Source organism: Dapis hubbardiae BLCC-M172, assembly GCF_050016015.1.
Lineage (GTDB): Bacteria > Cyanobacteriota > Cyanobacteriia > Cyanobacteriales > Microcoleaceae > Trichodesmium.
Genome location: NZ_JBNHEQ010000213.1, coordinates 12,413 through 27,058, shown reverse-complemented (window position 1 = coordinate 27,058; position 14,646 = coordinate 12,413). Strand labels below are relative to the sequence as shown.

Annotated in this window: 10 protein-coding genes; 6 read left to right on the top strand and 4 right to left on the bottom strand. The window is 36.2% G+C overall.

Annotated elements, in window-relative coordinates:
* Positions 1-107: 107 nt before the first annotated feature.
* Positions 108-2,561, bottom strand: a complete 2,454-nt coding sequence (locus ACP6PK_RS19690) for a ComEC/Rec2 family competence protein (RefSeq protein ID WP_426561924.1) — start codon at positions 2,559-2,561, stop codon at positions 108-110.
* Between the two features lie 266 nt (positions 2,562-2,827).
* Complete coding sequence (locus tag ACP6PK_RS19685; protein ID WP_426561922.1) at positions 2,828-3,304, bottom strand: DUF4079 domain-containing protein; 477 nt, start codon at positions 3,302-3,304, stop codon at positions 2,828-2,830.
* A gap of 512 nt (positions 3,305-3,816) precedes the next feature.
* Between ACP6PK_RS19685 and ACP6PK_RS19680 the strand changes: the two genes are divergently transcribed.
* Positions 3,817-4,854, top strand: coding sequence for a sugar phosphate isomerase/epimerase family protein (locus ACP6PK_RS19680; RefSeq protein ID WP_426561920.1), 1,038 nt, complete (start codon positions 3,817-3,819; stop codon positions 4,852-4,854).
* Between the two features lie 24 nt (positions 4,855-4,878).
* On the opposite strand, the gene glyQ is transcribed toward ACP6PK_RS19680, so the two are convergent.
* Complete coding sequence (gene glyQ, locus ACP6PK_RS19675; RefSeq protein WP_426561918.1) at positions 4,879-5,763, bottom strand: glycine--tRNA ligase subunit alpha; 885 nt, start codon at positions 5,761-5,763, stop codon at positions 4,879-4,881.
* A 186-nt stretch (positions 5,764-5,949) separates the two neighbouring features.
* On the opposite strand from glyQ, the gene ACP6PK_RS19670 reads away from it, so the two are divergent.
* A complete protein-coding gene (locus ACP6PK_RS19670; RefSeq protein WP_426561916.1) occupies positions 5,950-6,498 on the top strand; it encodes a Uma2 family endonuclease in 549 nt (182 codons plus the stop codon).
* A 525-nt stretch (positions 6,499-7,023) separates the two neighbouring features.
* Positions 7,024-7,647, top strand: coding sequence for a PAP/fibrillin family protein (locus tag ACP6PK_RS19665; RefSeq protein WP_094672487.1), 624 nt, complete (start codon positions 7,024-7,026; stop codon positions 7,645-7,647).
* Between the two features lie 927 nt (positions 7,648-8,574).
* On the opposite strand, the gene ACP6PK_RS19660 is transcribed toward ACP6PK_RS19665, so the two are convergent.
* Positions 8,575-9,042 (bottom strand): GNAT family N-acetyltransferase, encoded by a 468-nt coding sequence (locus tag ACP6PK_RS19660; protein WP_094672486.1) that lies wholly within the window; start codon positions 9,040-9,042, stop codon positions 8,575-8,577.
* 898 nt (positions 9,043-9,940) lie between these two features.
* On the opposite strand from ACP6PK_RS19660, the gene ACP6PK_RS19655 reads away from it, so the two are divergent.
* The 3 genes from ACP6PK_RS19655 to ACP6PK_RS19645 all read left to right on the top strand — a co-directional run bounded on the left by ACP6PK_RS19655 (position 9,941) and on the right by ACP6PK_RS19645 (position 14,256).
* Positions 9,941-10,735 (top strand): HAD family hydrolase, encoded by a 795-nt coding sequence (locus ACP6PK_RS19655; RefSeq protein ID WP_426561913.1) that lies wholly within the window; start codon positions 9,941-9,943, stop codon positions 10,733-10,735.
* 401 nt (positions 10,736-11,136) lie between these two features.
* Entirely contained in the window at positions 11,137-11,880 is a 744-nt protein-coding gene (locus ACP6PK_RS19650) for an RNA methyltransferase (RefSeq protein ID WP_426561965.1), read from the top strand.
* 963 nt (positions 11,881-12,843) lie between these two features.
* The gene (locus ACP6PK_RS19645) at positions 12,844-14,256 is read left to right on the top strand and encodes a serine hydrolase (protein WP_426561911.1); all 1,413 of its coding nucleotides are present in this window, start codon (positions 12,844-12,846) and stop codon (positions 14,254-14,256) included.
* Positions 14,257-14,646: the final 390 nt, after the last annotated feature.

Here is a 14,646-nt window from a genome sequence, read left to right as displayed (position 1 = left end):
AAAATATTCGCCATACGCATTTCCAGCCTCTGGCAACAGCGGCGAGGTACTGATAACTGATAACTGATAACTGATAACTGAAATGACCTATTCCCTATTCCCTGATATCAAAGAAAAGAACTATCAACTTGATCTGATTCTAAAGTAGTTTGAAACCCCGTAACAGGAGTCCATTGAATCCCACCATCACGACCTGTCCAAAATAGAGGAATATTATTTTCTTGAAAAAATTCAATCATATCTGGATGGACAGAATCTGAAGAAGCGATCGCTACTTCTGGCCGAATAATATTCAATAATTCTGGATTCAGCTTATTTCCAGGCCACCAAAGTACCTGAGTCTGCTGAAAACTTCTTGCTGCTAATAACTTACTCTGCTCGGACAGTTTAGCATTTCCCAATAATAACCAACTTTGGCCATGAATCATAAATTCTACAATTGGGGTCTCAGAATTAATTAATTTTATCTGTGTAGAACCCAACTCAATATTTTGCTTATTTACCAAAGTGTAGTAATTAGCTTGACTCTTTTGCAGAGTATTAAAGACAGGTTGATTATTAGTTTGATAATTCTTTTCATCATCAGCTTCTACATCATAAAAAGTTTTAACTCTTAAGCTATCAAAAATATTAGACCAACCCCGACTCAGACCTTTTTGGGAATAAAGAGCAATAGACCAATCAATTTTATTAATACCTTGCTGCCGTAAAAATGGTAACACTGTAAATCTGGCTGTATTTTCATCTCCAACATTAACCAGAATTACTTTACCTCGGTCTTGAATCACAAACACTGGTTCAGAGGATGAATTAAGAATCGTAGCTTGAAACACAGAAGTCCGAGTATACCAGAGAGGAATAATAATAATAGCGATCGCTAAAAGCAAACTCCACTGCCAAAACTTCAGAGGCAACTTTTTCTTTTTGCGTTTATCTGCTGCTGGGGGTCTACTTCTCAAAAACCATGTAGCAAAAATCAACCCATATAGCACAACCAACTGATAAACCGATATTGCTCCCACTGCAACTTGATTTCCTGGTAACTTGCTAAAAAACTGCACAATTTCAATCAAACTCCTAACCGGAAAAGATAATATTTCCGCTATCAGACTGCCCACATAAGGAGAAATTAAAGCCAGTATTGCACTAATAAATCCACCCAAAGTAATTACAGCAACCAGAGGTGCAGTAATAATATTCACCAAAATAGTATAGGGCGAAACCACATAAAACACAGATAGCAATAGAGGTAAGGTCCAAACAGAAGCAGCAATAGGAATAGCAACTAAAGAAGCGATACCAGAGGGCAACCAATCTAACCGTTTCATTAAAGACGGAACTGTTACCAATAATCCTAGAGTCGCCAAGAAACTCAACTGAAATCCTAAATCCCAAATCCACAGAGGATTGACTAATAACAACAAAGTAGCAGCCAAAACTAGAGAAGCTAATGGTTTAACCTGGCGTTGAGAAATAATTGCTAGCAAAGCTGCCAATCCCATAAAAGCTGCTCGCAATACTGAAGGGGAACCACCAGTTAAACCCACATAGATAATTAAAGTAAAGATACCAAAGCCAAATCTTGCTCCTGAAGGCAAATTTTTAGTCAAAGTCAGCACCACACCTAAAATTAGGGAAACATGAAAACCTGATGCTGCCAATACATGAGCTAAACCAACCTGCACAAATTTGTCTCGTAGTTGATAAGACAAATCTACAGCTCTACGTCCTAAAACCATTGCACTTACCAGAGGCCCTTCTGGAACTCCCAAAGAACTTACCTGAGCGCGAATAATTCGCTGTCGAATCTTATATAATCCCCAAGCATTACTACTTTCTTGGTTAGTAGTAGTAAGTTTATAACCTGCAACCCCAGCAAAAGAACCTTGTCTAGCTAAATAAGCACGAAAATCAAACCCTCCAGGATTAGTAGCTGGTGATGGTTTATATAAAGAACCAGTTATTGCTACTAACTCACCAGGATCGACACCTGTTGCTTGCAGAAGGGGTATTGTGACGTAAAGTTTTCCTGTAACATCTTGGTGTACATTTGCCGAACCATCAGTACCAACTATTTCACTTACTTGAGCTACTTTTAGCCAAAGTTGTGCTTTTTCTGAGCGAGTCTTGCGGGGAGAGGAGATAACTCTTCCACGAACTGTAACTACTTGTTGTTTAGATTCACCATCAACTGGGATGATTTTACTAATATCGGTAGCTGTAGGTTGGGGTACTCGAAATTGAAAATAAATACTGGCAAGAAAAGCGATCGCTCCCGCAATTATCCACAACCAATTTGAATTTAGCAGTGATTTTCTAGTTCTTTTGGAGACTGAATCTGGAAATTCACCACTTCTGAGTAACTCTTCAGAATTTATTTTTTGTTGAGAAGTTGTGATTACTTTAGCTGACCTGCGTAAAATTTGTCGGTATCTTTGTTGTACAATAATTGCTAATACTAATCCTAAAGTTAGTATGGCATATATACCCCAAGGTACAATAGTAGATATTAGCCCCATTATATAAGCTAGGCAGATAACGATCGCTACAGCTTGATTCATTTTTTCGTAAGGAAGAAGGGTGTTAGGCTTGTTTGTAGTTTTGCTCTAGCCGAAATAATTAAGGTGTTTTAGCCCAACTACAGGATTGACACAGCTAAAATAGTCTAATAGTAGGGTCGGGTTTTAGTTGCAATTTTCATGCTCACCCTAAGATTAAATAAACCCGCCCTAATGCACACCCATTAGATGTGTCAGTCCACTACAAGCCTGATAATATTTTTATGTTAAAAACATTAAGGTTTAACTACTAAGGAACGATAAATAGTTTAGATAGCTAAACCCAGTCTTAAACCTAATGCTGCATGAACTACCATAATAAATAGTGCTATGCTACCCAGGTACGCATGAGTAGTGCGCAATGCCGCTTGATTTCCACCAAATTTTGTCAGGGAAATAAAACCGTTTGCTGCCAGTAATGCTAATACAACGGAACCCGTCCAAAAATGAGGACTTTCAAATATTTCTTGTTCTTGCATCACCAGAGATAATACCCCACCTGTGTAGCCTAATGCCATAAATAGGAACATAAATGGTGCCATTTTCCGATGATTAGAACCACTTTCAAGAGCTATTGCTTCATCAGTGACTACTCGTCTACGCCATCCGGTGAAACCAACAAAACCACCCATGACAAATACAACTATCCCCATCATTAGTGGGTGTCCCCAATGTACGATTGGTTCAGGAGTACCAAAATTGCGGAATATGTCTGCGATTGGTTCTAAATATTGTCTGATTTCCATTTTTTATGCTCCATAAAACTGATATAAAGCGTCACATATATTGACCAATTAAAGTTTACTTCAAAATTCCACAAACTTAAACCCCCGTTGTCAACCTATCGAGAGTAGCCTGTGTTTCAGCCATTATAGTTGTTTATTGGTTATTTAGTTTTAATTTAGTCCTGATGGATTTTATTGAGATTGAGTACACTCAAGTCCTATATTTTCTGGCGAATTATACCGTTATTCTTTTATTAAGTCAATACTCTAAAAAATGGTATTTTATTTTATTTAAGGTCAAATCCCCAGTTTCTCTGCTTTTTTTCGGAGTGTTACAAGAAACCAGGTTTATGGGAGGTAGATGTTAGTATATTGGAGATGTCTATTGCCACCAATTTGGCACAATTTAACAACCTCAGGACTTACGCAAACTTGTAGATCATACGCTATCTGTAGAGGGCAAATGCCATTTCCCCCTACTAGGTATGGCGTTTATGCGTAAGTCCTGAACCTATCAAAATAGATAATACAACATGAGTCCATCTACATCTTTGCCCGATATTTACTTCAATTTCTTTATGTTTACCACTGATATGTTTGTGTTCCCTATGAACATGAACACCCCTAATGTAGACTATAAGAAACTTGTGGTAAATCATATTAGACAGCTACAAGCATTTGGTTATAATGGGTTTGAGTTTCCTATTGCTCCTACTTTTGGAGAAAATTTTAGCCAAGATATCCAAAATTATCAGCAATTAAAGCAATATCTCAACGATCAAGGGTTGTCCGATGTGAAAATATCCACAAGTGTACTAGGAACTAGAACTTTTGATCCTAGTTCTTTCTATCCCCAACAAAGGCAAAAAGCACTGGAATATTTGAAATCACGAGTTGATATTACAGCCACTTTAGGGGGTGAAATTATGATGGGTCCAATTCTTATTCCTTATGGTGTTTTCCCTACCACAGACTTTAATGAGCCTATTTGGAGCGATCGACTACAAGAACATTTAGCACTACGCTATCAAAATGCACAACCTATTTTCAACGAATTAGGCAAGTATGCTGAGGAAAAAAATGTCAAATTAGCCATAGAACCTATTACTCATTGGGAAACTCCAGGACCGAATAAATTATCTCAATTAATAGAATTTCTTCAAGGTGTGGAAAGTAAACAAGTGGGAGTTGTAATTGACAGTTCCCATGAAACGTTAGATGGAGACGGACCGGAAATATTCTCAGAACAAGTTAAGCATTTAGCTGACGAAAAACGGCTACATCATATTCAAATTTCATCTCCTGATCGAGGCCCAATTCATACCAGTTGGCTACCTTGGCAGGATTTTCTCACACCAGTCTTGGAAGTATATAACGGACCAATTGCTATAGAAATTTTCAATGCAACTCCTCCCTTTGTTGACCTGCTGCGTCTGTCTCGACGCAAGTTTTGTATACCAGGACAAGATAACCCTAATGAATATCCGAGTGCTTATGACATTGCCAAGAAAGCTATTGAAGCAACCAAAAAGGAAATTACAAAAGTTCTAGCTCCCCGCGCTGTCTCGTAGAGCAGCGTCGGGAGTATGTGAAGTTTAGGCTGCTTCCACAGTTTCTTTCAACAGTGGAAAGTTAAGACTTTCCCGTTGTGCTAAGTAAAGTTGACCAACTTGACGTGCTAAATTACGAATTCTGCCAATATAACGAGTGCGTTCGGTGACAGATATTACTCCCCTAGCATCTAGTAAATTAAAACTGTGGGAACATTTGAGAACATAGTCGAGACTGGGTAAGACTAATTCTTGTTTTATGAGTTGTTCAGCTTCTTTTTCATAGAGACCGAATATATTAAACAGAAACTCAGGATTAGATGCTTCAAAATTATAGGTACATTGTTCAATTTCTCCCTGAAGGTAAACGTCTCCATAAGTGACATTATCAGTCCAAGCTATTTTAGTAATAGCATCAACTTCCTGGAGATACATCGCAAGGCGCTCCAAACCATAAGTGATTTCAATGCACACTGGGCGACAATCTATACTACCACATTGTTGAAAATAGGTAAATTGGGTGATTTCCATACCATCAAGCCAAACTTCCCAACCAACACCCCAAGCACCCAGAGTGGGAGACTCCCAGTTGTCTTCTACAAATCGAATATCATGATCTTCTGGACGAATACCCAGAGCGCGGAGAGAGTCAAGATAAACATCTTGAATATTATTAGGAGAGGGTTTGATTAAGACTTGATATTGATAGTAGTGTTGAAAGCGGTTAGGGTTTTCACCATAACGCCCATCGGTGGGACGACGACAGGGTTCAACGTAGGCAACTGACCAAGGTTCGGGACCAATCGCCCGCAGAAATGTGTGGGGGTTCATTGTACCTGCCCCTTTTTCGGTATCATAAGGTTGAGCGATGAGACAACCGCGATCGCTCCAGAATTGATTTAAGGTAGCTATGACTGATTGGAAGTTCACTTACTTTTTTTTAGGTTTTTATTTTACCTGAAATTATGGCATTATTTGGGATATTATGAGCAAAATACTCTTTTAATTTTTCCCATTTATCATATTGTCTAACATAAAACAATTGTATTGTCAACCAGAAAAAAAAAGAGATTTTTTACTATAATTTAATTAGGAATCAATCATAGGTAATTAGTAATGATTACATCCCCAGTTGTTGTCAAAAAATCAACAGAATATACTTTAGAAGATTGGGTACAAAATCCTCCTGAAAAGAAAGAGTGGGTTAACGGGCAATTATTGGATAAAAATGGTATGACTCTTAAGCATAGTCGGATTCAAGGAAATCTTTACTTTTATTGGAGAAGTTACAAAGATTCTAGTGAGCAAGGTGGAAAAGTTTATACTGATGTACCTTGTCGGACAAACAAGCAAGGGCGTTACCCTGATGTTGCTTATCTTACTCCAGAATTAGAGACAGAATTTGGCAATGAAAAAGTCTTGCCTCAAAGTTTTCCTTTAAGTGCTGAAATTGTTTCTCCTACAGATTTAGCTGAAGATGTTATTGCTAAAGCACAAGAATATTTAGAGTCTGGAGGTGAGGAAGTTTGGTTAGTATTTCCTGAGAATAAATGGGTAATTGTTGTGACTCAAGAATCGAGGCTTATTTTTATTTCTGGGCAAGTTGTTAATACTCAAAAAGTTTTAAATGGTTTTAGTATTCCGGTAGATGAGTTATTAAGTTAATTAGGACTTAAGCAGGTGAACCCAGAAACAAGTTTTTTTAGTCGATGTATATTCAACCTCTCCAAAAATCAAAAATAAAGTTAATTATTATCCATAAATTATCAATTACTTCCCACTATTACCGAAAAATTCAGATATAAAGCCTCTCCATTCATGGATAAAAAACAAAAAAAATCCTTTTATACTATTTCTCAATGAAGTTGCACTTAATAAAAGATAACAGCTATTGCTAAAATTAAGCTTTGGAATTAAGCTTTGGGTAATAATTATTAAGCGCATTGTTACAGAGAAATGATATTAGTCAATCCTCTTATTTCTAGGAAAAAGTAATTATTAATTATATCATGTCCGCTGGTATGGTCGCGTCGTGTAAAAGTTGGGGAAATATTTACATTATGTAAGGTTTTTCCTTTTCTTCTTTCTTCTCTCCTAGATAACTCAAGCCTTCTTCCTTACCTTCTCACTTGTAATACCGATGCTACCGGACATGATATTATTAATTGTTTAATTATTCTCTTTAATTCTATGAATAATCAAATTTTGAAGGAAAAATTACAAGCGACCATCAAAAATATTCAAACTAGAAATGATGGTTCTCCTGTTACTAATGTGAAGTTAGAAAAAACTTTAGAACAAGAAATTGAAAAGTTAACAAAAGACTTAGAAAGTCTCAATCTTCATCCTCAACCTCTCCTCTATACTCCTAATTTATTAGAAGGAAGTTGGCAACTACTATACTCTACAGCTAGAGAAATTCGTTCTTTAGATTCCCTACCATTGGGATTAAAAGTAGGAAAAGTTTATCAAGTAATTAATGTTGCCAATAAAGAATTTTTTAATATCGCCCAAGTACAACATCCTATGAAATTAATATCAGGATATGTGAAAGTAACTGCTAGTTTTGAGCCAGCTATAAATACATCTGGTTTAGCAGATAAACGCATCAATGTCTATTTTGATAAACGTTATTTAGCGATTGAGAAAATTGTAGGTATTGACACACCTAAATTAAATCCTTTTAAAGTTGTAAAAGCTAATAATCCTCAAGGTAGAGTTGCCACACTTGATATTACTTATATAGACGAAAATTTTAGAATTGGACGTGGGGGAGATGAAAGTTTATTTATTCTGAATAAAGTCAATTTGTAAACATTTCCTGCGGAATGCTGCCCAAACAGGTCTTAGCCGTCAGCTATCAGCTTCTTTTCATGAATTGATAATTGATAATGGATAATTGATAATACCATTTCTCAAAAACTTTTCTACATTTGATTAAAGTAGGGGAGTAGGGGAAGGTAGGGACGTTGCATAAGGGCGTCCCTACAAACAAGAATAATTAATGCACTCATAGTGCTCAAACTAACAAAAAAGTAATTACCTTAGTTTAATTACTTAATAACTGAAGTGTTATTCAAGGTGTTGCGTTACTTTTAGGAATTGGTATAATTAGCTCTGGTTTTATCCTTGAGGATTGAATATAAGGAAATATCCTAGCACTTTTCTCTTGGTCGATTGGATATGGCTAGGTTTCGCGCTCTTGCAGAGCCGCTCCGCTTTTCATGTCGGCTGAAGCGCCGAAACAGCATCCCATCCTAAGGTCATGCGAGCAATTCATGTCGCGAAGCGTTAACGTTTGCGGAGCATTCCGTCAGGAAAGTTGTGCGCTAGCTAAACGACCGCTTTTTCCTGTTGAAATAGGAGGCTTTAAACCTAAACTATTTAATCAATAATTATTAATTATTCGGTAATTTAGGAGTAGTGATAAAAAAATTTTTGTTTGTAGTAAAGCTCTAGCCGATAATATATGTATTTTGAGGCTAGAGCTTTACTACGAGCTTCTAATTATAACTATTCAACCGGACATGATATTAGGAATTATAATGAATATATTTAATACCATTTTTTATGTCATAAATTCTTGTTTTCCTCAAATATAAATTTCATACAAAGTATTTTAATTAAGCTAATAAATCATAACTAATAGTTGATAGCTGAAGGCTTTATTTGCCTGAAAATATCAATACTAATTTCTTCTATAAAGATAATGAATTAATGACTGATAGCTGACGGCTATGCTTAAGTTAATTGATTTCCTTGATACTCCATAATTATCACAGGAATTTTGAATATTTTCCTACCTAATTGAGGTATACCAAATTTCAACTTTAGAGATTGAGGTAATTCTGCTAAAGAAATAGGCTCGAAACCTAAGCGACTGTAAAAATATTCTAATTTTTGACCCAGACATTCCAAATATAAAGGTTTAGTTGCCTGTTGAATTAGATGTTTTGTAAGTGTTGTGCCTAATCCACATTTTTGCCAAGCTTTTACAACTACTAAACTACCTAATTCTTGTGTATCTTCAAAATTACGCAATTGTCCACAAGCTACTAATTTTCCCTCAGATTCAATCACCCAAAATTGTTGCCAACTTAATTGAGTCGGGTCAAGTTTAGCACTTAAAACTAACTTACGGATAGACCATATATCTTTAGCAGTTGCAGGTCTGAGATTACAGGAATTTGGTAATACTATTTCTGTCATTTTTAGGGAATAGGGAATAGGGAATAGGGAATAGTTCAACAATTAATAATTAATAATTACCTGTTCTTATAAAGAAGAGGAGTGACTAATATCATTTCTCTGTAACAATGCGCTTAATAATTATTACTGAAGGCTGAATTTTAGCAATAGCTGTTATCTTTTATTAAGTGCAACTTCATTGAGAAATTTATAAATAGCATAAAAGGATTTTTTTTGTTTTTTCTCCATAAATGGAGAGGTTTTATACCTTAATTTTTCGGTAATAGTGGGAAGTAATTGATAATTAAGCAGGTAAAAATTCATTACACATTTTGTTAGACTAAATTCCTTATACTGTATGCCTCACATCAAATTAGGGTAGGTAAACAATTTTGTAATGGTGCTTATGCTCAAAAATAATTATTCATTATCCATTGTTCATTATCAATTGTTAAAGAGGTAATTATCCATTATCAATTAATGAACATCCTAACAATTACTGAAATAACTTTCAAATCACTGTATTTCCCGCATCTTCTAGGCTAATAGTACCTGAGTGAGATAAAGTTCTCTATATTTTGCTGGTAGTTATACCATTTCTCAAAAACTTTTCTACAGTTTGTTGAGTAGGGGAGTAGGGGAGGGGGGGAGAAGTAAAGATAACAATAATCAATATTAAATAAACTAAAATTAGCAAAAAAATGATTTTATTTGTACTAATTAATTAATAGCTGAAGTAATACCCAAGTATAGCATTACTTTGGGGAATTGGTATTAGGTAGGGGAGTCATCAAACTGGCGACCTATATCATTTTAAAAGTTTTCAGTTAAAATTAACTACTATATAAATTTTCACAACCAATTTAGGATTGCTATATAATCTAACAAGTTGATAAATTATCATCCCAAAATATTCATTATGCCTTTGACTCCTATTTCTGAAGAAGTAGCAAAAACTTGCCTAAAAAATATTCAACTTATTGCTACTGATATGGATGGTACATTAACAAAAAATGGTAAATTTACTTCTCATCTTTTTCTGGCTTTAGAAAAGTTAGCATTAGCAACAGCAAAAATTCAGGTATTAGTAATTACAGGTCGTTCTGCTGGTTGGGTCCAAGCTATTAAAAATTATTTGCCTATTGTCGGAGCGATCGCTGAAAATGGTGGTTTATTTTATCCTATTCATACTGAAGCACCTGAATTTTTAACTTCTATTCCCAATATTGCTCTACACAGACAAAATTTAGCTGAAGTTTTTCAATACTTAAAAAGTCAATTTACCAAAATTGAACCATCTGTTGATAATCAGTTTAGATTGACAGATTGGACTTTTGATATACAGGATTTTAGTTTGTCTGAACTGACAAAAATGGCAGAGATTTGTCAAAGCAAAGGTTATGGTTTTACCTATAGCACTGTGCAATGTCATATCAAACCTTTAGAACAAGATAAAGCTACTGGATTATGGCAAGTTTTGTCAAAATATTTCCCTAATATAACAACAGAAAACATTATTACAGTTGGTGATAGTCCGAATGATGAAAGTTTATTTGAAAAAAGTAAATTTCCTTTGTCAGTGGGAGTAGCAAATGTTCTCGAATATGCTAATAAATTAAATCATCAGCCAGCTTATATTACTAGGAAAAAAGAAGTAGAAGGTTTTTGTGAATTAGCAGAATTATTATTAATTCAGGGAGTAGGGATTAAGTAATTAACAATTAACAATTAACAATTAACAATTAACAATTAACAATTAACAATTAATAATTAATTCTCCTGATGAGCAAAAAAAAAGTCAATAGCCTCCCCTTTTAAGGGGATAAAAAAAGAGAATATTCCTTATGTCAAGCCTCTGGGTTTAGCCAGAGACAGGTGTTAACTGATAACTGAAATGACTGACTCCTAACTACCACAAAAATATTACAATTGAAATGAAATAGGATTGCTATATTTCCCAAACTAAACTTAAATTGCCAACGAAACAAGCTTTTGTAGTAAGATTTAATTATGGCTCAATTAATAAACCTTTTATTTAAAATCAGAAATAATAGCTGATGACTGATGGCTGTTAGCTCCGCATTCCGCAGGAAAGGAAATGCTTACAAATTAATTATGGTTAAACCAGAATCAACAGAAATTAGGATAGTATTAGTAGAAGCCCAAGGGCCACTAAATGTTGGTTCTGTAGCCAGGATTATGAAAAATATGGGCTTCTATAATTTGGTCTTGGTCAACCCACAATGTGACCCTCATGGAGCAGAAGCCCGAAAAATGGCGGTTCATGGGGTGGAAATTTTAGAAAGGGCGACCATCGTCCAAACATTGCCAGAAGCTCTAAAAGGATGTCAAAGGGCGATCGCCACTACATCCCTAGACCGCTCATTGCCCACCCACCTCGAAAACCCGAAAAATGCCCTACCTTGGCTACTGGGATACTCAGCAGCTTTAATATTTGGTAGAGAAGACCGAGGCTTAACTAATGTAGAATTAAACTACGCCCAAAGATTTGTCCGTATTCAATCGGATGATGCCTATCCCTCTCTAAACCTGGCTCAAGCAGTAGCCATCTGCTGTTATGAGCTATATCAGGCACAACTCAATCAAGATAATAGTCCTCAGAGCCAACCTCCCGATTCAGAAGCCTCCCTAGATATTTTAGAAGCATATTATCAGGATCTAGAAACCATGTTATTGAAAATAGGTTATCTTTATCCCCATACAGCATCCAGCAGAATGGAAAAATTCCGTCGTTTATACAATCGTGCTTATCCCTCTACTCAAGAAGTGGCAATGTTACGGGGAATGATTAGACAAATCAATTGGGCACTATCTAATTATGATCGGGATGATAGTTAATTTTCTGCTCTTAGAAAAAATGCGCTTAAAACGAGTAATTGTCTCTATTTCCTAAAGAAATAAGATATTTTTGAGGTATATTAATACACCTCAAAACATAAGGTTAGGCAAAAATTTGGACATTGTTGCGTCCATTCTGCACAAAATGCGTAAAGTTGGCCTCGCCTAGTTATTTTGGCTTTTAAAAGCTCGACACACTGGTTTTTCAAATCTCTTTACCTGTTTAATGCCGAACAACAGAGCTTGGAGCTGGCCGCGCACCCCAAGGTGTTATGACCTAAATAACGTTTACTTTAAAAAAGTAGGCTGGACTAACCATTTAAGCGACTTGAGCGCTTTGATTAGATTTGTGGTTAGTCTGGGTATTCTAATTAATAAGAATATCCTACCACGAAGTTTAAGTTGCTGATGAAAACCTTCAGGATTTATCCATCAGGTAGTTATTTTGCTTGGACTAGGTAAAAATAGGTACGGCTCACGCTAAAGTAATAAGGTGACTTACACTAAGCTAGTAGCTAAGTGTTTCTGTTCAAAGCTAATTTTCTAGGAGTTTTGTGACAGAACCTAGTCTTGAATAAAGTTTTAGGTTGTAGGTGCTAGATTTTAGGTTCAATTTTTGTCCTTGGATTTAACTCCAACTAAATTGTGGACACTGCTAATAACAGTGGGGTTTTAAACCCAATTTCTCTGCAATAGTGTTGGGGAAAATATGCTATATAATAACCAAATTTTTTGGAGTATAGCGACGATAATAATTATTAGACAAATTCACTATTAATAATATCAAAACCTATCATAAATTAACAGAAATAATTGTTTAAATTTTCTCTAATTTTTAGGTTATCTAATCAAAGAAAAAATTATTTTTGCCAAGATTACTTTTGATATTTGTGCAATTTAAACCCCACCCTTAAAGGTGAGGTCTTATCAATAAAATTATAGTTATATATTAAGGTGTTTGGAGTGGTTCAGAATTTTCGCAATCGATCAATTCTTTCAGTAGTACCTTCTACTACTAAGTCAGACTCTCAGTCGCAGCAGTCTAATAGTAAAACCCCTAGTAATCGGCTGCAACCCCAGCTACCACTCAAGAAAAGGCGTAATGTAGCTAAGTTTCCACTTCCAGCTTCTGAGCAACCCCAAACATTTCTCAGGCCAGTACCTTCTAAAAAGAAAACTGTTGTACCCAGAGTTTCCAAACAAGAAATTCCTAAATTTCAGTCTCATAGGGCTAAACGTAGCCGAATAGAGGAACTCACTAGATTAAGGAAGATCGCAGAACAACAACCAACATCATCTGCTCGCCCTCAGAAACGACAAGAAAAAGCTCAATCTTTTATTTATGAGCCACTACCGACTCAAAAATCACCAGTTACAAGTCGTCATAAGTCCCGTTCTGCTTCTTTGCTTTTGTACGCAACTCGGATGTTAATCTTAGGTGTGGGAATAGCAGTAATTGCTGGAACAGTGCTATCAATATTGAAGCCTGGAAGTAGTTCTAATCTGATATCTAAAGCAGCAGATAGTGAGGTAGAGACAAATCAAGAATGGAAATCTCCTTCCATTGTACCTTTGGCAGTACAACAAACTAGGGAAATGACAGCTTTGAAAACAGAGTTAGATACTGTCATTGCCAAATACCCAAAGCTAACACCAGGAGTATTTATGATTGATGCTGATACTGGTGCTTATCTGGATATTAATGGAGATACTGCTGTTGCTGCAGCTAGTACGATTAAATTGCCGATATTAGTGGCTTTTTTCCAGGCGGTGGATCAGGGAAGAATCAAATTGAATGATATGTTAACAATGGAGGAATCTCATGTAGCTGAGGGTTCTGGAGATATGCAGTTTCGGAAGCCTGGTAGCAAATATACGGCTTTGCAAACTGCGAGAAAAATGATTGTGATTAGTGATAATACCGCAACTAATATATTAATTGAAGCACTTGGTGGCGCTGATGTTTTGAATCAGTTATTTCAGAGTTGGGGTTTGAAGAATACTGTTATTAATAATCCTTTACCAGATTTGTCGGGAACTAATACAACGACTCCCAAGGATTTGATAAATTTAATTTCACAGGTTAATCAGGGTGGTTTGGTGTCGCTGAAGTCTCGCGATCGCTTATTTCGGATTATGGAAAGAACTAGGAATGATTCTTTGTTACCCAGGGGTGTAGGTAGAGGTTCTGTGGTTGCTCACAAAACAGGTAATCTGAAGTCTGTGTTGGGGGATGTGGGTATGATTGATTTGCTTAATGGCAAGCGTTATCTATTGGCTGTACTGGTGAAGCGTCCGGATGATGACCAGGATGCTGTAGACTTGATTCGCGGGGTGTCTAAAGAAACTTATCAATATCTTAAGTCTTCAGAATAGGGAGTAGGGAGTTCCGGAATTTTAGGAGGAGTTAGAAGTGAGGAAATTGTCTACGTTGTTCAATTGGAGCAACATAAGAATCTAGTAATTTACTTACTTCTACTTTAGAAGAAGTTCTGAAGTATCCCCGCCCAGCCGATATGGCTGGAGGGGGCGCGGGGCGGGTTTAAATAAATTAATATAGTATATCAATGTTGTTGGTGAAACCCGCCCCTACAAATTTTTCAACGTTGATGGGGCGCGGGGCGGGTTCTGTGCAGGGTGTTAATGGGAACTCAATCAAATCAAATAAACCCGCCCCCATATCTACTCCACGGGGCGCGGGGCGGGTTTAGATAAATTAATATAGTATATCAATGTTGTTGGTGAAACCCGCCCCTACAAATTTTT